The organism is Exiguobacterium sp. RIT594 (assembly GCF_003339585.1).
In the GTDB taxonomy this organism is placed as follows: domain Bacteria; phylum Bacillota; class Bacilli; order Exiguobacteriales; family Exiguobacteriaceae; genus Exiguobacterium_A.
Genome location: NZ_QPKF01000001.1, coordinates 446,006 through 468,972, shown reverse-complemented (window position 1 = coordinate 468,972; position 22,967 = coordinate 446,006). Strand labels below are relative to the sequence as shown.

Below are 22,967 nucleotides of genomic sequence, written 5' to 3'. Positions count from 1 at the left end.
GTAGCCTCCGAGCCGATTTGTCACGGTGTTACGCCGTTTCTTTTTCTTTACCATGTTCAATTGTGCCATCTTTCAACTCGAGCGTTGGACCGCGTTTTCCAGTCAACGTTTCCGCTGTGATGATGACTTTCGCAATATCTTCACGTGATGGAATCTCAAACATGATATCAAGCATCGTTTCTTCAATGATTGAACGAAGACCACGTGCTCCTGTTTTCCGTTCAATTGCAAGTTTCGCAATCTCAACGAGTGCGTCATCTGTGAAGTCGAGTTCGACATCATCCAGTTGAAGCATTTTTTTGTATTGTTTGACGAGTGCATTTTTCGGTTTTGTTAAGATTTGAACGAGCGCTTCTTCGTCAAGCGGCTCAAGTGTCGCCATGACAGGTAAACGTCCGATGAATTCCGGAATCAATCCGAATTTCTGCAAATCTTCCGGTAAAGCAGCCGCAAGGATTTCTTTTTGCGTCAGGTTACGGTTCTCAGAATCGTTTCCGAATCCGATGACCTTTTTACCAAGACGACGTTTAATCGATTGGTCGATCCCGTCAAAGGCACCACCGACGATGAACAAGATGTTCGTCGTATCGATTTGAATGAATTCTTGATGCGGATGTTTCCGGCCACCTTGTGGCGGAACGCTCGCAACTGTACCTTCTAAGATTTTCAGAAGCGCTTGTTGTACACCTTCACCTGAGACATCACGTGTGATTGATGGATTCTCAGATTTACGGGCAATTTTATCGATTTCATCGATGTAGATGATACCTTTTTCTGCTTTTTCGACATCATAGTCAGCAGCTTGAATGAGTTTTAAAAGAATGTTCTCAACATCTTCCCCGACATATCCGGCTTCCGTCAGACTTGTTGCATCCGCGATTGCGAACGGAACATTCAGAATACGGGCCATCGTTTGTGCGAGGAGTGTTTTACCACTACCAGTCGGTCCAATCATGACGATGTTCGATTTAGACAATTCTACGTCGTCAGCACGTCCACCAGCATTGATCCGTTTATAATGATTGTACATCGCGACAGACAACGATTTTTTCGCTTTTTCCTGTCCGATGACATAGTCATTTAAAGTCGCACGGATTTCATGCGGTTTTGGTACGTTCTTCAGTTCGACTTCTTCTTCTGTACCAAGCTCTTCTTCGACGATCTCATTACAGAGTTCGATACATTCATCGCAAATGTATACGCCAGGTCCAGCAACAAGTTTGCGCACTTGTTCTTGTGTCTTTCCGCAGAAAGAACATTTTAGCTGACCTTTTTCTTCGTTAAATTTAAACATAAAGGTCCACCCCTTTAACGTGGAATTTGTATAGATCCGTTTCGCATCTATTCTCACGTTTTACTATTTATGATTGTAGCATGAACAAGGAAACTCTTTCAAATCTTGGATGAGCGTTTTACAGTTTGATTTGAAAAATATAATTTTGTTTGTCCTTGTTTGACCTATCGTACAAAAAAATCGACTTCAAGACCAGAAATTGGTCTTGAAGTCGATCCTGTTCGGTTGTTTGCTTATTTTGCTTTTGCGTTGTCAACGAGAACGTCGATTGCTTTACGGAACTGAAGATCACCTTTAAGTGTATCCAATCCGCCTTGTGGTGCAAGCATCGTTTCGAGTTGATCTGCAGGAATGTTGTAGAGTTCAGACATCGATTGAAGTTCAGCTTGCGCTTCTTCTTCAGTGACTTCGATTTTTTCATCTGCAACGATTTGTTTAAGAACGAGACGAGCTTTAACGCGCTCTTCTGCTTGTTCTTTCATTTCAGTGCGCATCGCCTCTTCAGTTGTTCCAGTTAACTGGAAGTACATGTTAAGGTCAATTCCTTGTGACTGAATGCGTTGTGTGAATTCTTGGACCATACGTTCAACTTCGTTTTCAACCATGACTTCTGGAAGATCGACTGTTGCGTTTTTAGTCGCTGCTTCAACCAACTCATCACGCATTGAAGCATCTGCTTCTTGTTTGCGTGTGTTTTCAAGACGTGTGCGGATTTTTGTTTTCAACTCATCAAGAGAAGAAACTTCTTCGTCCATTTCTTTAGCGAACTCATCTGTCAATTCAGGAAGTTCTTGTGCTTTGATTTCGTGAATTGTTACTTTGAATACGACTGGTTTTCCAGCGAGTGATGCTTCATGGTACTCTTCTGGGAACGTGACGTCGATATCTTTTTGCTCGCCTGATTTAAGACCAACCATCTGCTCTTCAAATCCTGGGATGAAGTTTCCAGACCCGATGACGAGTGAGTAGTTTTCTGCAGTACCGCCGTCGAATTGGTTTTCACCATCGAAACCTGCGAAGTCGAATACGACTGTATCGCCATTTTCGATCGCGCCGTCTTCTTTAACGACGAGCTCTGCACCGCGTTCTTGCATTGTTTTGAGTTCAGCATCGACATCTTCGTCTGTAACGTCTGTTTCGACTGCTGTGTACTCAAGACCTTTGTACTCACCGAGTGTTGCGTCCGGCTCAATCACGAATGTGATTTTGAACTCAACTGGTTTTCCTTTTTCGAGTGTTTCAACGTCGATGTTATCAAGCGCGATTGGCTCGATTCCAGATTCGACGACAGCACCTTCGATTGTGTCTTGATATAAGATATCAAGTGCATCTTGGTAAAGTGCTTCTTCGCCGTACATTTTGTTAAACATTGCGCGTGGCATTTTTCCTTTACGGAAACCTGGTGTGTTCAATGTCTTAACGACTTTTTTGAACGCTTGGTCTACCGCTTTATCAAATGCTTCAGCAGGCGCTTCATACGTGAGAACGCCGAGGCTACCTGATTGTTTTTCCCATTTTGCAGTCATGCTGAGTCCCTCCAAAAATGTCAATTAGCGTACGTGTGTGTACAACAAGTCACATTATAGCACAATCGTTCTGAGGATTACCACTGTTGAACAAGGCATTCTCTTGAATTAGAGAAGTAATGCCTGCTCATACTGTTTCCCTTCCGGCAACACGAAATGAACAGCCTGATAAATCTTTTCAGCTTGTTCACTCAAGTCGGATGGTGGTGTTTCCGAAATGAAGTCGAGTTCTGCCAATTCATCGACCGCCTCCAACCACTTCTGCCAGCCGTCATCCCTCTCCAGTGTTTCTTTTGGAAAGACGATTTGATACCAATTCATGAACAACAGTGCCTTGAACGGATCCATTCGTTTTAACTTAAACGTCTCCTCACTAAAAGCCTGTAGTTCCATCGCCTGTCTCGCCACATGTCTGTCGAGTTGATCCGGATTTTCAAAGACATACTCTACCCGGATGGACGGAATGGATATCCGCACCGGAAACAGATCCACATGCTGAGGCAGTTGTGGAAGGAACGCCTGAATGACGAGAACACTCTGTTCTTTGACATCTTCTCCCGTGAAGTAGTCATCAACGATATAGTGGACGAAAGAAGGATTCGTTCTTACATCGATTTGTCCGATCGAACGAAACTGTTCCTCCATCGTCCCGAGCCGGTAAAGCTCGACCCAGTCACCTTCGTCTGCGTCCAAAGGTGATGTCTCACGGATCTTCACATAGGAGGAATCATCCGTTTGCCGCGCATTCCCCTTCTTACGCGAAAGCGACTGGGCCATTTCGTCTAATTTTAATGCAAGACCATAAGGAAGATAGGGAGAGGCCGTCCTTAAAGCCATGTTAAACGAATACCGCTCTCCCTTTTCATACATGAACAGCGCGATAAGTTGTTCGACACCGTCTACATCCAGAAAAGGATCTGTCATTTGTAAATAAGCTTCCACACCATGTTCAGTTGTCAAAAAAGCTTCCTGAATCGTGTAGAGTACATAGAGAACGTCTTCTTCTGTCTTCAAGTCCTCCAATTGCCCGATCTCAGCTGCCAACTCGTCTTGGCTTAAACCGGCGAGCCGCTTGCGTTCGTCTTCCAACGGTTGTTCCATCCAACGTGATTGCGACTGATTCACAGTCATCCCACCTTTTTCATATCTGTCTTACTTTGTGAACGGGTCAAGCAAAGACGTCCAGTTCGAGATGGCCTCCTGTAATTGCCCTGCCTGTTCGATCCCCATTTTGTTAAGTGTATCCAAGGAGACATCCGTTTCCAACAATCGTGTGATGTCTTCCGATTGATTCACGTACTGCTCAAGTTTTTCACTTAAGTTTTTCAATTCGGCTGGCGGACTGTCTAAATTTGCAAGCCGTTCATCAATCTGGTTCAATTCTTCGTTTAACTGTTGAACCGTTCCATCATTTTTTAATTGTTCGATCTGCTGATCCAGGGCTTGTTCCGGATTCGCCGCATCGCGTGCTTCTGTCGCCGCTTGGTCCAATTTCGTCGATAACTCAGATGTCACTTGCGACGTATCCTTGGCAATGTCTTGCAACTGACCTGCATAATCGACGCTATTCTTTACCTCTGTCACTTGCTGTTTTGCATTATCCACTGTATCCGTAACCTCGCTACAGCCGGCTAAAGCCACTGTCAAGACGAGGATTCCACTCATTCTCTTTAACATCCTTATCATCCCTTTCAAGTTCATGATACCTTAAGTATACCCGAAAAAATGGATAAAAAAAAGAGACCTCCCTCATAAGGGAAGTCTCTATTTTAATTATAGTGTCCCAAGAGGGATTCGAACCCCCGACCGACGCCTTAGAAGGGCGTTGCTCTATCCAGCTGAGCTATTGAGACGTGTCAACACGAATAAACTATACTAAAACAATTCTTTCGTGTCAATCACATTCGTAAAAACTCTTTTTAAAGTGTCCCGTCGAGATGTAAGGCATTAATTCTTTCGCCTGTCAGATCATAAAAGTCGACTGCGAATTGATTGTTTTCTACTGTCAACAAGGCATATGTCTTTTCCGGGCGATGACGTGGCATCCGAATCGAGCCCGGATTGATAAATAATTTCCCGTCCCGCTGCTCGGCTTTCGCGACATGCGAATGACCGTATAAGACGATTGCTGCCGCTTTCTGATCAGCATGGTGAACCAATTGATCAAGACTGTACTTGACGTCTTGCCGGTGTCCATGAACACATAAGACACGAAACGGTCCTAGCTCTTCAACGACGTCGTCTGGAAAATCATTCCCATAATCACAGTTCCCTTTCACAACACGATAGGGGTATAACGATTCGGCATCTCTTGTCAGTTGGGAATCACCGCAATGAAAGGCAACATCCGCTTCTTGGTGGCGGTTGAATATCGTCAATAGTTCCTGATCGAGACCATGGCTGTCACTTACGATTAACGCTTTCATTTAAAATCACTCTCCCAAAAAAGTAGTTAATGTCGCTTCAAGTTTTCGCAACGCTTGTCCACGATGACTGATGGCCGCCTTTTCACTTTTCGTTAATTCGGCCGCCGTCTGATTCAAAGACGGAATGAGGAACAACGGATCGTAACCAAAACCGTTTGTTCCTTTTAATTCAAATCCAATCCGTCCTTCCATCGTCCCACGGACAGTCAATGTTTCACCCGACGGTTTTGCCAGTGACAACGCACAGACAAATCGGGCTGTTCGCTGTTCTGCCGGTGTGTCCGCTAACTTTTCTAACAACAATGCGTTATTAGCAGCATCTGACTTGTCCTCTCCTGCAAAACGGGCGGAGTAGACACCCGGTGCTCCGTCTAACGCATCCACTTCAAGCCCGGAGTCGTCCGACAGTACGGCATGACCAAAATAGGCAGCTGCCTCTTTGGATTTCAATTCTGCATTTTCTTCAAACGTCGATCCGGTCTCTTCGGTCTCAGGCGCCGTCTCATAATCCAGTAAGGATTCAACGTCGTATCCGAGTCTTCCAAGCATCGCCTGAAACTCACCGACTTTCCCGGGATTTCTCGTTGCTACGATAATTTTCATCCGTGCTCCACCTCTTCCCCGACATACCACCACGAGGCGCCTAATGATTGTTCCGCCGCATGAAGGAGTTCTTCAATACCCTTTTCCCCAAGTTCGAGCATATCGAGCATTTCCTTGCGAGAAAAGGTTGCTTCTTCCCCTGTCGCTTGCAGTTCAACGATTTTTCCGGACGATGTCATGACGAGATTCAAGTCGACATCTGCCGTTGCGTCTTCTTCATAACAAAGATCGAGCAATAACTCCGTTCCGACTTTCCCGACCGAAACGGCCGCGATGCCTTCTTTGATTGGTGTATCCGTCAGCTTCCCGCTTTGAATCAACCCGTCAACCGCTAAGACAAGCGCCAGGAAACCACCTGTAATGGCCGCTGTTCGGGTTCCACCATCCGCTTGAAGAACATCACAATCAATCCAAACCGTCCGTTCGCCTAATTTCTCAAGATTGACGACAGACCGTAATGCCCGGCTGATCAATCGTTGAATTTCCATCGTCCGTCCTGTCTGCTTGCCTCGAACGGATTCCCGGCCTGTCCGTTGTGCTGTCGCCCGCGGTAACATCGCATATTCGGCATTGATCCATCCTTGTCGTTTCCCGCGCAGGAAGGGCGGTACTTTTTCTTCGACCGTCGCGGTACACAGGACGCGTGTATCCCCGACCGATATCAGTACGGATCCTTCCGCATGTTTATTGACACCCGTCTCCAGCTGAATTTTCCGCATTTCCGTCCGTGCTCTTTGATCTAAACGCATTTTTCTTCCTCCGTTCCTAACACTAACCGTTTTGCCTGGACCGGTTGATTTAACCAGTCACTGGCGATTCGTTCAAAAGAGCGTGTATCTCCGGTTGCATGGTAGACATGCTCCGGAACGGTATCGTGTGCTGATGTGATGCCGTTATAATCAAGCAAAGCACTTACTTCAAGTGCGGTTTCGTCTCCTGAAGAAATCAGCTGGACATCTGGTCCGATGACTCGTCCAATGACTTCTGCAAGCAGTGGATAATGTGTACATCCTAAAATCAGTGTATCCATATCGTACGAAAGCAACGGTTTTAAAGTGTTCGCGACGATACGTTCCACATACGGTCCACTTGTCTGGGATGATTCAACAAGCGGAACGAACGGTGGACAGGCCAGCGATTCGACGACGACTTGTCCCTCAACATGACGTAATGCTTTTTCATACGAGTTACTTTCAATCGTCATTTTCGTACCGATGACGCCGATTCGTTTCGAACGTGTGACTTTAACCGCAGCCCGCGCTCCCGGATCGATGACACCGATGATTGGAATCGATAATTTTTGCCGGGCTTCCTTCAGGACAACGGCTGTCGCCGTATTGCAGGCGATGACAATCAATTTCACATCTTGGGCGACAAGAAAATCAATCATCTCCCACGTAAATTGACGAATTTCTTCTTCCGGCCGGGGACCATACGGACACCGTAACGTATCTCCGACATATATGATTTGTTCATGGGGCAGCTGACGCATCAATTCACGTGCGACCGTCAATCCACCGACCCCAGAATCTAATACTCCAATTGATCTATTCACGAGTTCCCCTCACTTTCCTCTCATCTCATATGGTAACAAAAAAGGACGACGGTGCAAGACCGGCGTCCAAGAATGTACGATAAAGGATTACTGAGCAAGACCTTCGCTTGTCAGCATATCTGAAAGAGTCGTGATAGCTTCAGAAGCATCGTCACCGTTTGCAACGATTTTGATGTCTGAGTCTTTTGCGATTCCGAGTGAAAGAACACCCATGATCGACTTGAGGTTTACAGTCTTTCCGTTGTATTCCAAGTTGATGTCTGATTGGAATTTAGAAGCTGTGTTGACGAGTTGTGTTGCCGGACGAGCATGAATGCCTGAATCCGCGATGACTTTGAATGTTTTTTCCATGATTAAGAAATCTCCCTCCACTAATAACGTACTAGTGAGTCGTTTTCGAATATGTGAACTCATTATCAAATGATAACGGATTCGAATCGATTCTGCAAGGAATTTTTATAGGCTTCATTCCATGGAAAGGCATTCCCGGAACGATCAATCTGAACCATCGAGGTCCGACCGGTAAACATCAATTCCTCTTGTTCGTTGAACGCTGCGTAATGCACATCACACGAAGCCGTTCCGACCTGGACAGGATAGGCGTAGACGGCAAGACGGGCCCGCGGATAGACTTGTCGGATGTAGTTACATTGGGCATCCGCGACGACGACGATGCCGTCGTCAGCAAGCGAGTAGCCCGTTTCCTCAAGCATCAGAGTCCGGACATCTTCGAAATAAACGAAGGGAACTCGATTATTCATATGACCGTAAGCGTCGGTTTCAGCGAACCGGACCGCGACATCAAGCCGCGTCCCGTGTTTCATCTGTTCCAACCATGAATCTAAATCATTGATATAGCTAGGTACACGCACAATCAGTTCCTCCTTAAACTATAAAAAGAAGGAGCATCGCCCCTTCTTTAATTTTACGTTTTTGTATTAATGACTAACTGCTTCACCCGTACGTCCTTCGTCACTGCCGAAGAATTTCTTGAATGAGTGCAATGTCGTCTGACGGTTCATTGCTGCGATTGATGTTGTCAATGGAATCCCTTTCGGACACACTTCAACACAGTTTTGTGCGTTTCCGCACTGCATGATTCCGCCATCTTCCATCAAAGCTTCAAGACGTTCTTCTTTGTGGAACGCACCGGTTGGATGCGAGTTGAAGAGACGGACTTGCGAAAGTGCTGCCGGTCCGATGAAGTTCGACCGGTCGTTGACGTTCGGACACGCTTCCAGACAGACGCCGCATGTCATACATTTCGAAAGTTCGTATGCCCACTGGCGTTTGTTTTCCGGCATACGGGGTCCCGGACCTAAATCATACGTACCGTCGATCGGTACCCAGGCTTTGACTTTCTTCAAGGCATCAAACATCCGTTGACGGTCGACCTGAAGGTCACGGACAATCGGGAACGTCTGCATCGGTTGAAGACGGATCGGTTGCTCGAGTTTATCGACGAGCGCCGTACATGATTGACGGGGCGTTCCGTTGATGACCATTGAACACGCGCCACATACTTCTTCGAGACAGCCCATATCCCAGTTGATCGGTGTCGTTTTTTCTCCGGCTGCATTGACCGGATTACGACGAATCTCCATCAAGGCCGAAATGACGTTCATGTTCGGGCGGTAAGGGACTTCAAATGCTTCATCATACGCTTTACCATCCGGTCCATCCTGACGTTGGACGATGAATTGAACCGGCTTTTGATTCGTTTTCTGTTCGAGTGGTGTCGCCATTATGCCTTCACCTCTTTCTTCGACTTCTTGCTGTAGTCGCGCTTACGTGGTGGAATCAATGATGTATCGACTTCTTCGTAATAGATTTCCGGATGACCGTTCGTATAACGGGCCATCGTTGTTTTCAAGAACCGTTCGTCATCACGCTCCGGGAAGTCCGGTTTGTAATGCGCACCACGGCTCTCGTCCCGTTTGAGGGCTCCAAGCGTAATCGCTTCCGCAAGATCAAGCATATGATCGAGTTGACGGATGAATGATGCGCCCTGGTTGCTCCAACGTGCTGTATCCGTTGCCGAAATACGTGTGAAGCGGTCACGGAGTTCCTTGATTTTCTCAAGCGTTTGCTCGAGTTTATCATTGTAACGGACAACCGTGACGTTATCGGTCATGACTTCACCGAGTTCACGGTGGATTTGATACGCATTTTCCGTACCTTCCATCGCGAGGATGTCGTTGAAGCGGTTGATTTCTGCAATCTTATGCGCTTCGACGACTTCTTCCGGCATCTCGTGGACAGATTGATCGAGATCATTCATGTAAGCGATGGCTGCCGGTCCAGCGACCATTCCGCCGTATACGGCAGACAGTAACGAGTTCGCTCCGAGACGGTTACCGCCATGCATCGAGTAATCACACTCACCGGATGCAAATAAGCCCGGGATGTTCGTCATCTGATCATAATCGACCCATAATCCACCCATTGAGTAATGGACTGCCGGGAAGATTTTCATCGGTACTTTTCGTGGATCATCTCCGACGAATTTTTCGTAGATTTCAAGAATCCCACCCAGTTTGACGTCTAGTTCTTTTGCATCTTTGTGGGAAAGGTCAAGATAGACCATGTTTTCCCCGTTGACACCAAGCTTCTGATTGACACAAACATCAAAGATTTCGCGCGTCGCGATATCACGCGGCACAAGATTTCCGTAAGCCGGATATTTTTCTTCCAGGAAGTACCATGGCTTACCGTCTTTATACGTCCAGACGCGTCCGCCTTCACCACGTGCTGATTCGCTCATGAGACGCAGTTTGTCATCCCCCGGAATCGCTGTCGGGTGAATCTGAATAAACTCGCCGTTCGCATAAATGGCACCTTGACGGTAGACAGCTGCCGCCGCCTGCCCTGTGTTGATCACCGAGTTTGTTGATTTTCCGAAGATAACCCCCGGACCGCCTGTTGCTAAAATGACCGAGTCAGCTGCGAACGCTTCGATTTCCATCGAACGTAAGTTTTGACATACCGCACCGCGACAAATACCTTCTTCATCGATGATTGCACGAAGGAATTCCCATCCTTCATATTTTTCTACCAAACCTTGCGCTTCGAACTTACGGACCTGTTCGTCGAGTGCATACAACAATTGTTGACCTGTCGTCGCACCGGCATAAGCCGTCCGGTGATGTAATGTTCCTCCGAAACGACGGAAATCAAGTAATCCTTCCGGTGTCCGGTTAAACATGACGCCCATCCGGTCGAACATGTGGATGATTTTCGGCGCTGCTTCCGTCATTTTTTGAACCGGTGGCTGGTTGGCTAAGAAATCGCCGCCATATACCGTATCGTCCAAATGTTGGTAAGGTGAGTCACCTTCCCCTTTCGTGTTGACGGCCCCGTTGATTCCGCCCTGCGCACAAACGGAGTGTGAACGTTTGACCGGCACAAGTGAGAATAACTTTACGGGTACACCTTGTTCTGCTGCTTTTATCGTAGCCATCAAACCGGCGAGTCCTCCACCGATGATGACAAGATTCTTATTCGCCATGTTGTTAGTTCCCCTTTCCTTACAACACGCCTGCAAACGTCAAGATCGAGCGTACGCCTACAAACGATAATCCGATGAATACGAGGGCTGCCACATAAGACATCGCTTTTTGAGAAGCGGGTGATTGTGTGATTCCCCATGTGATGCAGAACGTCCAGAGACCATTCGCCAAGTGGAACGTCGTCGCTAAAATTCCGACGATGTAGAAGGCAAGCATGAATCCGTTATCGACGATGTTTTGCATCATACTCGCATCAACTGCCGTACCCATTGCTGCTGCAATCCGTGTTTCCCAAACGTGCCATGTGATGAACACGACGAGGAAAATACCTGAAAAGCGTTGTAGCACATACATCCAGTTCCGGAAGTATGTATAACGACCTGTATTCGCGGAACCTGTAAATGCGATGTAAACACCGTAGATACCGTGCAGGATGATTGGAATGAAGATGACAAACACTTCCAAGAACAACCGATACGGAACGCTCCCCACGACTTCCGCAGCCTTATTAAAGTCTTCCTCCCCACGAACGATGAAATAGTTCGTCGTAAAATGAGAAAGTAAAAATAACCCGATTGGAATGACGCCGAGCAGTGAGTGTATTTTACGCCCCACGAAATCACGATGATTCGCCATCCAAATCCCCCCTTTTGTTTGCCAATCAAACGTTGGCGCATTTTGGTAGAAAAGCGCTTTCATAAGGAAATTCGTCTTTTCATCACTTATTCTACTCCTGTCCTTTTTATAAGACAACCCGAGCCGTTGCATTTAACTGCAAATAACTGCAAATTTTTTCAGGAAAACAATGACCGAGGAGAATTACCCCGCTATAATAGTTTCAGAGATAGGAGTGATTGTTGATGGATTCAGTACCAACGCCCTCTTCCGCATTCGGAATCGAACTGATTCGCGACTATGTGCTGATGGATTTATTAGGAACAGATTATCGCCATGTCATCTATTGGGCAGGCAAGCGACTGGCACGCGAATTCCCGGTCTTAAGTGCCGAAGAAGCGGCTCCCTTTTTTTACGAAGCGGGTTGGGGACATCTCGAACTAAAAAAACAAAAAGGAAACTCCTTGAGTTTTGTACTAACACCGCCCGAATCGACACGCCTCGACCGTCCTGCAGGCTATTTTCAACTGGAAGCCGGCTTTTTAGCAGAACAATTTTCCCGACTGCATGGTTGTGTGGCGGAAGGATACGCTGAATTAAATAAAACCCACGTGCAGATTTTGATTGAGATGGATCCAAAAGATCCGATTGAACGTTCACTTTGAAATCCGGACAGGAGTTTGAAGGCAAACCCCGAATTCTTGAAACATGAAACCTTTTTAGTTTGATTGCCGTATCAATACTCAGTCGCATCTACCAAAGGAGGAATTTTTTATGTTCAAGAAACTAGCAGCCGATTTAACAGGATTCAGTGATATTGGGCAAGTGATTCACCCGGACGATTTTGATAAGGCCGCCGCAGATGATTATGTGTTACACGAAGACGGCGAAAAAATTTATTTTTTAATCAAATCGAAAACAGATGAATATTGTTTTACGAACCTAGCGCTTGTTCACCTTGATGGCGAAAGTGCCGTCAGTTCAAAACGTGTTCTCTACCGTTATCCATATGCGCATTATCCGATTCGTCATGTCATGTTTGAAACGGCCGGTACGGTCGATCTTGATGTCGAAATCAAGTTTGAAATCGGTGGAAAACATTACTCGATTGATGTCGATAAAAAACAGCTCGAACACGTGAAGGATCTCTACAAAGCACTTCTTGCGATTGCCGAGAAGCAATACGAAGGACAAAAAATGCTGGAGTTCGCCAACAGTTCACTGAATCATTCCGTGACGATTCTCGGCGGCCTTCGCCAAGGCGACATGAATGTCCCGCAAACGTTCAAAGACTTATCGCAAGAGTCGTTCGACTGGTTACAGGGTCATTATTACAAATGGAATCAAAAAGACTTCGGTTCGTTCTACGAAAAATATATCAACAATTAAAACCAATGCTTTAACTTAATCTGAAGGACCACTATAAAAAACGCGCCAGCCTCTCGCTTTCTATCAGAAATCCGAGGGAATGGCGCGTTTCTTTTTTTATTTTATTCTTCATTCGTCTGACTGAGATATTCCGCAACCGTCTCTGCTAACTTAACGGGTAAGCCCGCTTCCGTCAGCTGTTCGATGTTCGCTTTTTTCAAACTCCGCATCGATCCAAAATGGCGGATCAACTGTTGACGGCGTTTTGGCCCCACTCCGGGAATATCGTCAAGCAACGACCGGGTCATTCCTTTTGAGCGCAATGACCGGTGGAACGTGATGGCAAATCGGTGGACCTCGTCTTGCATGCGTTGCAACAGATAAAACGCGCTCGAACGCGGATGCAGTTCAATCAACTGTCCGCCCTCCCCGAACAATAATTGACTCGTCCGGTGCTTATCATCTTTTTTCAGTGAGCCGACCGGCAGGGATAACCCCAGTTCATCTTGAATGACTTCAAGTGCCGCATTTAATTGGCCGAGTCCACCATCAATCAAAACGAGATCCGGTAATCGAGCTCCTTCGAGCAGAAGGCGTCGGTAACGCCGTCGGACGATTTCCCGCATCGATTCATAATCATCCGGTCCTTTGACGGTCTTAATCTTAAATTTGCGATATTCTTTTTTGAGCGGCTTCCCGTCTTCGAAAACGACGAGTGCCGAGACGGCATCAGCACCTTGGATATTGGCATTATCAATGATTTCAATCCGCGATAACGGATGGATACCAATCGCATCGGCCAGTTCCTGGACGGCCTGAACGGTTTTCTTTTCATCACGGGCAATCAGTTCGAACCGTTCGCCGATTGCATTTTCCGCATTTTTTGTCGCAAGATCCAATAATTTACGTTTGGACCCTCGCACCGGGACATGGACACGCAGGTTCAGCGCTTCTTTGAGCAACATCTGATTGACGAGGGGCGGTACATAAATTTCGCTGGGCTTGATATTTTTTTCGTAGAACTGAACGATAAAACTCTCGAGCTCTTCTGCCGGTGTTCCGTAAATCGGAAACAGCGATACATCGCGCTCGATCATTTTTCCACCGCGCAGGAAGAAGACCTGGACACACATCCATCCTTTATCGACATAAATCCCGAAGACATCCCGGGCAGTCAAATCTGCTGTAATCATATTTTGCTTATTCATGATCGATTCAATCGCCCGAATTTGGTCACGTAACTCCCCTGCCCGCTCGAATTCCATCTCCTCCGCTGCAACACTCATCTTTTGTTGCAATGACTGGACCAGGTCTTTTGTTTCTCCCGACAAGAAACGGCGGATTTCCGAAACGATGTCTTTTTGAACGCCTTCCAGGTTCGGAATTTCGCAAGGGCCGAGACATTGACCAATATGATAATACAAACACAATTTCTTCGGCATCGGCTGACATTTTCGCAATGGATACAATCGGTCGAGCAGACGTTTCGTTTCGTTCGCAGCATAGGCGTTCGGATAAGGACCAAAGTAATGTCCGCCGTCTTTTTTTAATTTACGGGTCGTAATCAGACGCGGATACGTCTCATTCGTAATTTTAAGATACGGATAGGATTTATCATCCTTCAGCATGATGTTGTATTTCGGATCGTGTTTTTTGATCAGCGTCATCTCAAGAAGCAAGGCTTCGAGTTCGCTTCCGGTGATGATGTATTCAAAATCACGAATGTCTGCAACAAGCCGTTCTGTCTTTAAATCATGCGCTCCGGTGAAATAAGACCGGACACGGTTCTTTAAATTTTTGGCTTTTCCGACATAAATGACCTCATCGAATTGGTTTTTATGCAGATAGCAGCCTGGTTCGTCAGGTAAAAGGGATAATTTCGCCTTAATATGTTCTTGATGACTCACAAAAATGTCTCCTTCCACCGTTTCTAGTTTTACGTTATAGGGTAAATATCATACATTGATTATGACACATGGGGGATAAAAAATGCGTACATACGATTGCATTGTAATAGGTACAGGCTCAGCCGGGAACCAAGCGGCTTATAAATTTGCTGAAAAAGGACTTAACGTCGCCATCATCGAAAATTTCACACCGGGCGGGACTTGTGCCCAACGCGGTTGTGATGCTAAAAAGATTCTACTCACCGGCAGTGAAGCAAAGGATGCCGTCGAACGTCTGCTGGGATATGGATTAAAAGGTCTTGTATCCATTGACTGGCGCCAACTGATGGAACGGAAAAATGAATACACACGCGCCATCCCGGAACAAACCCGAAATCGGTATGATGACTTGGGTATTGACTACTATCACGGTGAACCGCGTTTTCTATCCAATAAAAAGCTTCTGGTTGATGATATCGAGTTGGAGGCCGAACAATTTTTGATTGCGACCGGCCTTCGACCACGCGAGCTGTCCGTTCCCGGAAGCGAACGTTTCCTCAACAGTAATGAATTTCTGGAATTACGGGATGTCCCCCGTCGCCTGGTCTGCATCGGTGGAGGATACATTTCGTTTGAATTTGCTCACCTGGCACGAATCGCCGGTGCCGAAGTGACGATTCTTCTTCGTTCAAGTGCACTTAAACAATTTGAACAAGAATTGGTTTCCGTCTTACTCGAAGCGACACAAGCACTCGGTATTCAGATTCTTCATGAAACGGAAGCCGTATCATACTCGGACACGACGTTGACGCTTTCCGACGGAACACGCATAGAAGCTGATGTTGTCTTGAATGCGACAGGTCGTGTCGCAAGCATCGAACATTTACAATTGGAAAAAGCGGGTGTTGTTTACGAAGAAAAAGGAATCCATGTGAACGACTATTTACAGTCTTCCGCTCTGAACATTTATGCAGCGGGTGATGTCGCAGTCAGCGGAAACCCTGCCTTGACTCCTTTCGCAGGGACGGAAGGACGTCTTGCGGCCTGTAATATGCTTGAAGGTAATACGCGCCGACTGGAGTTACTTCCTGTACCGAGTATCGTCTTCACCACGCCGAATCTTGCAAAAGTCGGGCAGACGGAGGCCAGTCTAAAACAAAACAATACAAGATACCGCGGGAAATTAATTGATACCTCGAGTTGGCAAACAAATGTCCGAATCAAAGATCCCTTTGCCCGGGCCAAAGTATTGATCGGGGAAGACGATCAGATTCTCGGGGCACATTTCATCGGCGTCCATGCTGCAGAACTGGCCAATTATTTTTCGTTCGCGATGCAACACCGGATTCCAAGCTCCGCCTTGCAAAAAACAAGTTTTGCTTATCCGACACCGGCATCTGACATTGCCTCATTACTGGAAGACTGATTGATGAAAGTGAGGGGTTAACATGGTTCGTTACGGATATACGATTCTATACATTACTGATCCCGTAAAGACCCGCCTGTTCTATCACGGTCTGCTTGGGCTTCCGATTAAAGCCGAGCATGGAAGTTATACGGAATTTGACACCGGATCAACGATTCTTGCCTTCAATACAAAAGAAGATGTTCGTTCCATCATTCCCTATGAAATTCCGGACGAAACCGTTCAACAATCGATGGAACTCGGTTTTGTGACGGAGGATGTGGCTCATTTGTATGAACAGATTAAAAAGGCCGGTCACAAAACCATCTTGCCTCCGACTGAAAAACCGTGGGGGCAAACTGTTGCCTACGTGCTCGATCCGGACGGTCATCTGATTGAACTTTGTTCGCCGCTAAATTGATTTCACTCAAAAAAGGCATTCCGTCGATTGACGGAATGCCTTTTGAATGTGTGCTTAGAATCAGTTTGATGTTTCGACGAATTCTTTTAATGCATCTTTAGGCATGAAGCCCATTGTTTTGTTAACCGGTTGACCGTCTTTGAACAAGACGAGTGTCGGAATACTTTGGACTTGGAAAGCTCCAGCGACTTCCGGGTTAGCGTCAACATCGACCTTAACGATTTTCACGTTTTCCATGTCTGCATCGAGTTCTTCAAGAACAGGAGCAAGCATGCGACAAGGTCCGCACCATGTTGCCCAGAAATCAACGAGAACGAGACCTTCTTGTGTATCTTCTTTAAACGATTGGCTAGTTGCATGTACGATTGCCATTGAGAAAAACCTCCTATTTTTAGATCGGTTTGATTTATTTATCGAACCCATCTTTTTACTGACTTGAGTATAGCACAGCCCTACCTTACAACAAACGAAACTGCTCAGACAAGTCATAGCACGAAAAAAGAAGCAAAGAAGTTACTCTTCGCTTCCCTTCCTCTGCCTTAATGGACAAGCATTTTTTTGAATTCTGCTGTTAACAACGGGACGACATCAAATAAGTCGCCGACGATTCCGTAATCTGCCACCGAGAAGATATTCGCTTCCGGGTCTTTGTTGATGGCAACGATGACTTTCGCGTTCGACATGCCAGCTAAATGTTGAATCGCACCGGAAATCCCGCAAGCGATATACAAGTCGGGTGTGACGACTTTACCCGTCTGACCGATTTGAAGGGCATAGTCACAATAGTCTGCATCACAGGCACCACGTGATGCACCGACTGCGCCGCCAAGTAAATCGGCCAGTTCTTGAAGTGGTGCAAACCCATCCGAACTTTTGACCCCCCGTCCACCGGCAACGATGACTTTCGCTTCCGATAGATCGACTCCGCCCGTTGCTTTTCGAACGACTTCCGAAACGATTGTCCGTAAATCTTTTAACTCAACGGTTACCGATTCGACAGTCCCTTCGGAAGAACCTTCAGCGAGTGGTTCGATGTTGTTCGGCCGGACTGTAAAGAGCGTTTTTCCTTCTGATACCTTTACTTTTTCAAAAGCTTTCCCCGAATAAATCGGTCGGATGAAAGAAGCGTCTGCTCCGCTTCCTTCGATCGACGTGACATCACTGATCAATCCCGCTTGCAGTTTCGCTGCAATTTTCGGTGATAGATCTTTACCGAGTGATGTATGACCAAATACGATGACGTCTGGCGCAACACGATCCAGCAGTTGCATGAAGACTTGTCCGTACCCATCCGGTGTGTAATGCTGCAGTCGCTCGTCTTCAACGACAAGGACTTGATGGGCGCCTCGTGTCGCAAGTTGTGCTGCATCTGCCGCTACGTTTTGTCCGATTAAGGCAACTACGACTTCATCTGCCACTAGATTTGCTGCTGCAATTGCTTCAAATGATACATTTCGTAAATTCCCGTCCCGTGATTCCGCAAGTACAAGTGCTTTTGACATATCGTTTCTTCCCCCTTAAACAACTTTTGCTTCGTTGCGTAATAATGAAGCGAGTTCCTGGACCTGTGTCGACAAATCCCCTTCTAGAATTTTACCGGCTGCTTTATTTGGCGGCAAAAAGCGTTCGACCGTTTCAAGACGGGGTGCCAGTTCATCCTCATCTAATTCAAGATCAGATAATTCGAGTTCTTCGAGTGGTTTCTTTTTCGCTTTCATGATGCCCGGAAGACTTGGATAACGGGGCTCGTTTAATCCTTGTTGTGCCGTGACGAGCAATGGTAACGATGTTTTAATGACTTCCGTATCCCCTTCCGAGTCACGTGTTACGACAGCATCGGTTCCGTTTAACTCCAGTTTCGTAATCGTCGTGACATACGGGATGTCCAGTAGTTCTGCGACGCGCGGAGCGACTTGCCCGCTTCCTCCGTCAACCGCTACATTCCCGGCGATGATCAGATCGACCGTCTGTTCCTTGAGATATCCGGCCAACACTTCTGAAATCGAATAGTGATCCGCTTCTTCAATATCGTCTTCGATCGAAATCCGGACTGCCTGATCTGCTCCCATCGCAAGCGCCGTCCGCAGTTCTTTGTCTGCATCTTCCGGTCCGACGGTGACAACCGTCACGGTTCCAGATTGGGCATCCCGTACACGGATCGCTTCTTCGACTGCATATTCGTCATAAGGATTGATGATGAATTCTGCACCATCCTCTTCGATTTGACCATTTTCGAGCTGAATTGCTTCTTCCGTATCAAATGTTCGCTTTAACAAGACGTAGATTTCCATTCTTCGTTCCCCCTCGTATCAACTTCTATTGACCACCATCATTTTTGTATCCGCTTACAAAAAGTTTTTCATGAAAAGGGCTTAACTCAGCCCTTTAATTAACATGCGATGAATACCATGACGCGTTTCGAGCAACTCGTATTTAAACCCGCTCGCCATCCAGCTCGTCACGACCTCGTCAATCGTGCCGAACACCATTTGCCGTGCCAAACGATAATCCAGCTCGTTTGAGAACTCTCCCGATTCCATCCCGTTTCGAATCACACGATCAATCAGATGGAGATACGGTTTTAAAACCGCTGCGATATTATGGCGCATCTCTTGATTCGATTGGCGTAACTCGATTTGCGTGACGACGGCCAAATCGTAATCAACCGACAACTGTTCAAGATGCGCTTCAATGAGCGCTGCCAGTTGTTGTGTCGCTGATTGATGATGTGCGATTTGCGCTTCCGAATATTCGATGAAACTGCCCATCTTGGCTTGAAACAAGGAAATCAACAAATGTTCCTTGTTCTTGAAGTAAAGATAAATCGTTCCATCCGCTACGCCTGCTTCTTTCGCGATAGCTGTTACTTTGGCACCGTGGTAACCATTTTTCGCAATCACCTTCACTGCCGCATCAATGATGCGATCACTCTTAGACATCGTTCTTTTCATAAGGCTATCTCCTAACACATAAAATGAATGATGGTTCATTCATATTTATTCTATCATGCCATTTCGAGCTGTCAACTGCTTTCTTCCAGTTGTTTTGCCCGTTCTTCCTCGACTAAGACACGACGCAGGATTTTCCCGACGAAGGTTTTCGGTAACTCTTGTCGGAATTCATATTGCTTCGGCACTTTGAATGACGCCAAACTTTTCCGGCAGAACTGATCCAGTTCCTCTTCTGTCGCCTTCACGTCATCTTTCAAAACGATAAAGGCTTTGACCGTTTCTCCACGGTAGGCGTCCGGCACACCGATGACGACGGCCTCTTTGACCGCCGGATGTTCGTATAGAATCTCTTCGACTTCCCGTGGATAAATGTTGAATCCCGATGCAATGATCAAATCTTTTTTCCGATCAACAATCCGGAAATAATGGTCCTCACCGATATATCCAAGATCACCTGTGTGCAACCATCCGTCACGGAGAACAGCCTGCGTATCTTCCGGACGTTTCCAGTATCCTTTCATGACTTGCGGACCGCGGACAAGAATCTCCCCGATTTCTCCTGGTGCAGCCGGCGTTTCTCCGTCCGGTTGAACGATTTTCGCCATCGTATCCGAAACAGGAATTCCGACTGTTCCGGGAACCCGCTTATCCCAAATACAGTTCGTATGCGTCACCGGACTTGTTTCCGACAACCCATATCCTTCGACGATCCGTCCGCCCGTTACCTGTTCAAATTTTTCTTGTACTTCAACCGGTAACGGTGCCGATCCTGAAATACACGCTTCGATTGAGGATAAATCATATTTTTTCAATTTTGGATGATTCAACAATCCGACATACATCGTCGGTGCACCTGGAAACAGGCTTGGTTTTTCTTTATCAATCGTCTTCAAGACTTGTTCTAAGTCGAATTTCGGTAAAATGATCTGTTCATATGCATTGAACATACCGAAGTTCAAGTTACATGTCATACCGTAGACATGGAAATAAGGGACGACTGCCAATAGCTTTCTCCCGTCTCCCCGTGAATATTTATAGAACCAATGACTGATCTGTTCGACATTGGCACTTAGATTAAAGTGCGTCAACATGACTCCTTTAGGCGCGCCGGTCGTTCCACCTGTATATTGTAACACTGCGATATCTTCTTTTGGATCGATATTTACCGGTTCAATCATCCCACTCCCGCGATGGGATAGAAAAGGAATCGATCCTGTCGTATCAATGATGATGTTATTGTCTTTCCGGGACTTGATCGGATACAGTTTATTTTTAGGAAATGGCAGATAATCAGCAATACTTGTCGTGACAACGGTTTTTAAACGTGTTTTCGCTTTGACACGTGACGCTTTCGGATACAGCAAATCGAGTGTGACGAGCATCTTCGCGCCTGAGTCGACGAGAATTTGTTCCAGTTCACGGTCCGTATATAACGGATTGACTTGAACAACGATTCCACCGGCGTACAGCACTGCGTAGTAACTGATTATATACTGCGGACAGTTCGGCAACATCAAACCGACACGATCCCCCTTCTCAAGACCGGCATCTTGCAGGACTTGAGCAAAACTCCGGGCCTCCTGTCGTACTTCCTGAAACGTCATACGTTTCCCGATAAAACTAAGGGCTCTCCGCTCCGGAAACTCATCTGCCGCCTCTTCAAGTGCTTGATAAAGCGGTACTTCCCGATAGTCGATTGATGCAGGTACTTGTGCCGGATAATCCTTTAACCATGCTGAATCCATTCCATTCCCTCCCTGTAACTGAATTACTATTCATTTTTATTATACGTGTAATTCAGCCATAGCGGCTAGTCTTCTGTTAAAATAAATTTCATTTTTTCCAAATAACAGGTATTTCAAAACATACCAAAAAAACCACCCGTGAGATTTCACGCGTGGTTGACGCTTTAAGACATTTAACGGGATGGATACGTAAATCCTTCTCCGATGACTTCCCGTACTTTATGAATGACGACAAAAGCACGCGGATCGGCCGCTTCGACGATTTGTTTCAATGGCGCGAGCTGACGTTTGTCGACAATCATGTATAACATGTCGTTTTTCTGTTTCGTAAAATGACCGTGACTGTGGATGACGGTCGCACTGCGTCCCAGTGTTTCAGTCAAAATCGTCGCGATTTCTTCCTGACGGTGACTGATGATCGTGACGGCTTCCCGGACATTCAATCCTTCACTGACCAAATCAATTAAATACGAACCGATGATGATGGCAATTAACGTATACAGCATCGTTTCTTCGCCGAACAAAAATCCGGACGCCCCGACAACCGTCACATCGATGATGAACATGGATACGGCAATTCCTAAATTCAGATATTTGTTCATCAACCGGGCGATGATGACACCACCGCCGGTCGTTCCACCTGCCCGGATGACAAGACCGATTCCGAGACCGATCAAGATTCCGGCATAGACCGTCCCGATCAGCCGGCTGTCGGAACTCGTTGCGAGTGACGCCGTTGACGACAGGACAAATGAGGTCGTTGCAACGGAAATGACAGAATAGATCATCGTTTTCCGACTTAAGAAGCGATAGCCGACGACAAACAGTAATGCATTCGCAATTAACGAGACTAAACCGGTATCCCACCCATACAGGTAGTAGAAGATGACGGTAATCCCGATCAATCCTCCTTCAGACAAGTCATTCGGAATCGTGAAGTAGTTGATGCCGAACGCCAGGATAGCTGAACCGATGATGACCCAAAAGATATCTTTCCAGGAAATCAGTTGCATCGCTTCAAAGGCGCGCCGCCGTATTTCATTCGTATTGGTTTTTTTGACATTCATAGTCGTTTCCTCCTTCATTTTTTTGTGTCCTGCCAATAAAAATTCCGTACTGAATCAATCTCAGTACGGAATAATCACTCGGCAGAGCCAGTTCTTTTAATTCATAAAAATCCATAACAGACCGACGACCAAAAAGACAATCGATACACCGAACATGATTTTTGCTAATCGTTCTAACACCTGTTCACCCCACTAACGCTGAACCAATCACATAAGACATCCCGATCGATAACGAACAGGAGATGATGCCGACAGCGATATTTCCTTTTTCGATCTCCCGGTCGACCGGAAGATTCGGAGTTAAGAATTCAAAAATCCAATAGGTCGAAATCAATAGTAAAAATCCGAAGGCACTCTCTAAAAAGATTGCCCCGACACGCTGCTCACTTTGAACAGCAAAATGAACGATATTTGCCAGACCAATGATCTTGCCACCGGTCGCCAGCGCCACAGCGATGTTTCCACTCTTGATATGTTCCCAGTTTCGGTACCGGGTTGTCAACTCAAAAAGTGCCAGACCCATGATGATCAATAGTCCCGCAACCGAATATAAAGCTGTCGTGTAGACATAGACGTTTTCAAAAATATTCACCTAA

Annotated in this window: 25 protein-coding genes and 1 tRNA gene; 4 read left to right on the top strand and 22 right to left on the bottom strand. The window is 46.4% G+C overall.

Annotated elements, in window-relative coordinates; all coding sequences use genetic code 11:
• Nucleotides 1-28: 28 nt before the first annotated feature.
• From clpX to DVG79_RS02260, 14 genes are all read right to left on the bottom strand, one after another.
• A complete protein-coding gene (gene clpX, locus DVG79_RS02325) occupies nucleotides 29-1,294 on the bottom strand; it encodes an ATP-dependent protease ATP-binding subunit ClpX (RefSeq protein ID WP_026827787.1) in 1,266 nt (421 codons plus the stop codon).
• 233 nt (nucleotides 1,295-1,527) lie between these two features.
• Entirely contained in the window at nucleotides 1,528-2,820 is a 1,293-nt protein-coding gene (gene tig / locus DVG79_RS02320) for a trigger factor (RefSeq protein ID WP_012371016.1), read from the bottom strand.
• A gap of 108 nt (nucleotides 2,821-2,928) precedes the next feature.
• Nucleotides 2,929-3,951: a hypothetical protein gene (locus DVG79_RS02315; RefSeq protein ID WP_114595297.1), complete on the bottom strand. Its 1,023-nt coding sequence runs from the start codon at nucleotides 3,949-3,951 to the stop codon at nucleotides 2,929-2,931.
• A gap of 21 nt (nucleotides 3,952-3,972) precedes the next feature.
• Nucleotides 3,973-4,485 carry a hypothetical protein gene (locus tag DVG79_RS02310; RefSeq protein ID WP_233494507.1) on the bottom strand — a complete coding sequence of 171 codons (513 nt, stop codon included), beginning with the start codon at nucleotides 4,483-4,485 and terminating at the stop codon, nucleotides 3,973-3,975.
• A 114-nt stretch (nucleotides 4,486-4,599) separates the two neighbouring features.
• A tRNA-Arg gene (locus DVG79_RS02305) sits at nucleotides 4,600-4,673 on the bottom strand.
• A gap of 66 nt (nucleotides 4,674-4,739) precedes the next feature.
• Nucleotides 4,740-5,246 carry a metallophosphoesterase family protein gene (locus tag DVG79_RS02300; protein ID WP_114595295.1) on the bottom strand — a complete coding sequence of 169 codons (507 nt, stop codon included), beginning with the start codon at nucleotides 5,244-5,246 and terminating at the stop codon, nucleotides 4,740-4,742.
• Nucleotides 5,247-5,252: 6 nt separating this feature from the next.
• Nucleotides 5,253-5,849, bottom strand: coding sequence for an XTP/dITP diphosphatase (locus tag DVG79_RS02295; protein WP_114595294.1), 597 nt, complete (start codon nucleotides 5,847-5,849; stop codon nucleotides 5,253-5,255).
• A complete protein-coding gene (rph, locus tag DVG79_RS02290; RefSeq protein ID WP_114595293.1) occupies nucleotides 5,846-6,598 on the bottom strand; it encodes a ribonuclease PH in 753 nt (250 codons plus the stop codon). Before rph ends, DVG79_RS02295 begins: the two co-directional genes overlap by 4 nt.
• Nucleotides 6,589-7,404, bottom strand: coding sequence for a glutamate racemase (gene racE / locus DVG79_RS02285; protein ID WP_114595292.1), 816 nt, complete (start codon nucleotides 7,402-7,404; stop codon nucleotides 6,589-6,591). The genes rph and racE overlap by 10 nt, the downstream gene beginning before the upstream one ends.
• A gap of 87 nt (nucleotides 7,405-7,491) precedes the next feature.
• Nucleotides 7,492-7,755: a phosphocarrier protein HPr gene (locus DVG79_RS02280; RefSeq protein WP_012371023.1), complete on the bottom strand. Its 264-nt coding sequence runs from the start codon at nucleotides 7,753-7,755 to the stop codon at nucleotides 7,492-7,494.
• 65 nt (nucleotides 7,756-7,820) lie between these two features.
• The gene (locus DVG79_RS02275) at nucleotides 7,821-8,276 is read right to left on the bottom strand and encodes an acyl-CoA thioesterase (RefSeq protein WP_114595291.1); all 456 of its coding nucleotides are present in this window, start codon (nucleotides 8,274-8,276) and stop codon (nucleotides 7,821-7,823) included.
• 66 nt (nucleotides 8,277-8,342) lie between these two features.
• Nucleotides 8,343-9,149, bottom strand: coding sequence for a succinate dehydrogenase iron-sulfur subunit (gene sdhB, locus DVG79_RS02270; protein WP_114595290.1), 807 nt, complete (start codon nucleotides 9,147-9,149; stop codon nucleotides 8,343-8,345).
• The gene (sdhA, locus tag DVG79_RS02265; protein WP_012371026.1) at nucleotides 9,149-10,912 is read right to left on the bottom strand and encodes a succinate dehydrogenase flavoprotein subunit; all 1,764 of its coding nucleotides are present in this window, start codon (nucleotides 10,910-10,912) and stop codon (nucleotides 9,149-9,151) included. The genes sdhB and sdhA overlap by 1 nt, the downstream gene beginning before the upstream one ends.
• Before the next feature lie 19 nt (nucleotides 10,913-10,931).
• Nucleotides 10,932-11,549 carry a succinate dehydrogenase cytochrome b558 subunit gene (locus DVG79_RS02260; protein WP_114595289.1) on the bottom strand — a complete coding sequence of 206 codons (618 nt, stop codon included), beginning with the start codon at nucleotides 11,547-11,549 and terminating at the stop codon, nucleotides 10,932-10,934.
• A 224-nt stretch (nucleotides 11,550-11,773) separates the two neighbouring features.
• On the opposite strand from DVG79_RS02260, the gene DVG79_RS02255 reads away from it, so the two are divergent.
• Together DVG79_RS02255 and DVG79_RS02250 are read left to right on the top strand one after the other, a co-directional pair.
• Nucleotides 11,774-12,193 (top strand): DUF2507 domain-containing protein, encoded by a 420-nt coding sequence (locus tag DVG79_RS02255; protein ID WP_114595288.1) that lies wholly within the window; start codon nucleotides 11,774-11,776, stop codon nucleotides 12,191-12,193.
• A gap of 109 nt (nucleotides 12,194-12,302) precedes the next feature.
• The gene (locus DVG79_RS02250; protein WP_012371029.1) at nucleotides 12,303-12,917 is read left to right on the top strand and encodes a PH domain-containing protein; all 615 of its coding nucleotides are present in this window, start codon (nucleotides 12,303-12,305) and stop codon (nucleotides 12,915-12,917) included.
• A gap of 101 nt (nucleotides 12,918-13,018) precedes the next feature.
• Here DVG79_RS02250 and uvrC read toward each other — a convergent pair whose 3' ends face one another.
• Nucleotides 13,019-14,803, bottom strand: coding sequence for an excinuclease ABC subunit UvrC (gene uvrC, locus DVG79_RS02245; protein WP_114595287.1), 1,785 nt, complete (start codon nucleotides 14,801-14,803; stop codon nucleotides 13,019-13,021).
• Nucleotides 14,804-14,885: 82 nt separating this feature from the next.
• Between uvrC and DVG79_RS02240 the strand changes: the two genes are divergently transcribed.
• Nucleotides 14,886-16,208 carry a dihydrolipoyl dehydrogenase family protein gene (locus DVG79_RS02240; protein WP_114595286.1) on the top strand — a complete coding sequence of 441 codons (1,323 nt, stop codon included), beginning with the start codon at nucleotides 14,886-14,888 and terminating at the stop codon, nucleotides 16,206-16,208.
• A gap of 22 nt (nucleotides 16,209-16,230) precedes the next feature.
• Complete coding sequence (locus DVG79_RS02235) at nucleotides 16,231-16,608, top strand: VOC family protein (protein ID WP_114595285.1); 378 nt, start codon at nucleotides 16,231-16,233, stop codon at nucleotides 16,606-16,608.
• A 60-nt stretch (nucleotides 16,609-16,668) separates the two neighbouring features.
• Here DVG79_RS02235 and trxA read toward each other — a convergent pair whose 3' ends face one another.
• From trxA to DVG79_RS02200, 7 genes are all read right to left on the bottom strand, one after another.
• Entirely contained in the window at nucleotides 16,669-17,031 is a 363-nt protein-coding gene (trxA, locus tag DVG79_RS02230) for a thioredoxin (RefSeq protein WP_081776614.1), read from the bottom strand.
• Between the two features lie 116 nt (nucleotides 17,032-17,147).
• Entirely contained in the window at nucleotides 17,148-18,110 is a 963-nt protein-coding gene (locus tag DVG79_RS02225; RefSeq protein WP_114595284.1) for an electron transfer flavoprotein subunit alpha/FixB family protein, read from the bottom strand.
• A 15-nt stretch (nucleotides 18,111-18,125) separates the two neighbouring features.
• Entirely contained in the window at nucleotides 18,126-18,899 is a 774-nt protein-coding gene (locus tag DVG79_RS02220; RefSeq protein ID WP_114595283.1) for an electron transfer flavoprotein subunit beta/FixA family protein, read from the bottom strand.
• Between the two features lie 81 nt (nucleotides 18,900-18,980).
• Nucleotides 18,981-19,559 carry a fatty acid metabolism transcriptional regulator FadR gene (locus DVG79_RS02215; RefSeq protein WP_114595282.1) on the bottom strand — a complete coding sequence of 193 codons (579 nt, stop codon included), beginning with the start codon at nucleotides 19,557-19,559 and terminating at the stop codon, nucleotides 18,981-18,983.
• 71 nt (nucleotides 19,560-19,630) lie between these two features.
• On the bottom strand, nucleotides 19,631-21,304 hold the full coding sequence (locus DVG79_RS02210) for an AMP-binding protein (protein WP_114595281.1): 1,674 nt from the start codon (nucleotides 21,302-21,304) through the stop codon (nucleotides 19,631-19,633).
• A 173-nt stretch (nucleotides 21,305-21,477) separates the two neighbouring features.
• On the bottom strand, nucleotides 21,478-22,371 hold the full coding sequence (locus DVG79_RS02205) for a YitT family protein (RefSeq protein WP_114595280.1): 894 nt from the start codon (nucleotides 22,369-22,371) through the stop codon (nucleotides 21,478-21,480).
• A gap of 184 nt (nucleotides 22,372-22,555) precedes the next feature.
• Nucleotides 22,556-22,963: a DUF350 domain-containing protein gene (locus DVG79_RS02200; RefSeq protein ID WP_012371039.1), complete on the bottom strand. Its 408-nt coding sequence runs from the start codon at nucleotides 22,961-22,963 to the stop codon at nucleotides 22,556-22,558.
• Nucleotides 22,964-22,967: the final 4 nt, after the last annotated feature.

What these genes read in the sequence shown, in the direction of transcription:
- clpX (WP_026827787.1), bottom strand. Translation starts at nt 1,294, where the DNA reads ATGTTTAAATTTAACGAAGAAAAAGGTCAGCTAAAATGTTCTTTCTGC.
- tig (WP_012371016.1), bottom strand. Translation starts at nt 2,820, where the DNA reads ATGACTGCAAAATGGGAAAAACAATCAGGTAGCCTCGGCGTTCTCACG.
- DVG79_RS02315 (WP_114595297.1), bottom strand. Translation starts at nt 3,951, where the DNA reads ATGACTGTGAATCAGTCGCAATCACGTTGGATGGAACAACCGTTGGAA.
- DVG79_RS02310 (WP_233494507.1), bottom strand. Translation starts at nt 4,485, where the DNA reads ATGAGTGGAATCCTCGTCTTGACAGTGGCTTTAGCCGGCTGTAGCGAG.
- DVG79_RS02300 (WP_114595295.1), bottom strand. Translation starts at nt 5,246, where the DNA reads ATGAAAGCGTTAATCGTAAGTGACAGCCATGGTCTCGATCAGGAACTA.
- DVG79_RS02295 (WP_114595294.1), bottom strand. Translation starts at nt 5,849, where the DNA reads ATGAAAATTATCGTAGCAACGAGAAATCCCGGGAAAGTCGGTGAGTTT.
- rph (WP_114595293.1), bottom strand. Translation starts at nt 6,598, where the DNA reads ATGCGTTTAGATCAAAGAGCACGGACGGAAATGCGGAAAATTCAGCTG.
- DVG79_RS02280 (WP_012371023.1), bottom strand. Translation starts at nt 7,755, where the DNA reads ATGGAAAAAACATTCAAAGTCATCGCGGATTCAGGCATTCATGCTCGT.
- sdhB (WP_114595290.1), bottom strand. Translation starts at nt 9,149, where the DNA reads ATGGCGACACCACTCGAACAGAAAACGAATCAAAAGCCGGTTCAATTC.
- sdhA (WP_012371026.1), bottom strand. Translation starts at nt 10,912, where the DNA reads ATGGCGAATAAGAATCTTGTCATCATCGGTGGAGGACTCGCCGGTTTG.
- DVG79_RS02260 (WP_114595289.1), bottom strand. Translation starts at nt 11,549, where the DNA reads ATGGCGAATCATCGTGATTTCGTGGGGCGTAAAATACACTCACTGCTC.
- DVG79_RS02255 (WP_114595288.1), top strand. Translation starts at nt 11,774, where the DNA reads ATGGATTCAGTACCAACGCCCTCTTCCGCATTCGGAATCGAACTGATT.
- DVG79_RS02250 (WP_012371029.1), top strand. Translation starts at nt 12,303, where the DNA reads ATGTTCAAGAAACTAGCAGCCGATTTAACAGGATTCAGTGATATTGGG.
- DVG79_RS02240 (WP_114595286.1), top strand. Translation starts at nt 14,886, where the DNA reads ATGCGTACATACGATTGCATTGTAATAGGTACAGGCTCAGCCGGGAAC.
- DVG79_RS02235 (WP_114595285.1), top strand. Translation starts at nt 16,231, where the DNA reads ATGGTTCGTTACGGATATACGATTCTATACATTACTGATCCCGTAAAG.
- trxA (WP_081776614.1), bottom strand. Translation starts at nt 17,031, where the DNA reads ATGGGTTCGATAAATAAATCAAACCGATCTAAAAATAGGAGGTTTTTC.
- DVG79_RS02225 (WP_114595284.1), bottom strand. Translation starts at nt 18,110, where the DNA reads ATGTCAAAAGCACTTGTACTTGCGGAATCACGGGACGGGAATTTACGA.
- DVG79_RS02220 (WP_114595283.1), bottom strand. Translation starts at nt 18,899, where the DNA reads ATGGAAATCTACGTCTTGTTAAAGCGAACATTTGATACGGAAGAAGCA.
- DVG79_RS02215 (WP_114595282.1), bottom strand. Translation starts at nt 19,559, where the DNA reads ATGAAAAGAACGATGTCTAAGAGTGATCGCATCATTGATGCGGCAGTG.
- DVG79_RS02210 (WP_114595281.1), bottom strand. Translation starts at nt 21,304, where the DNA reads ATGGATTCAGCATGGTTAAAGGATTATCCGGCACAAGTACCTGCATCA.
- DVG79_RS02205 (WP_114595280.1), bottom strand. Translation starts at nt 22,371, where the DNA reads ATGAATGTCAAAAAAACCAATACGAATGAAATACGGCGGCGCGCCTTT.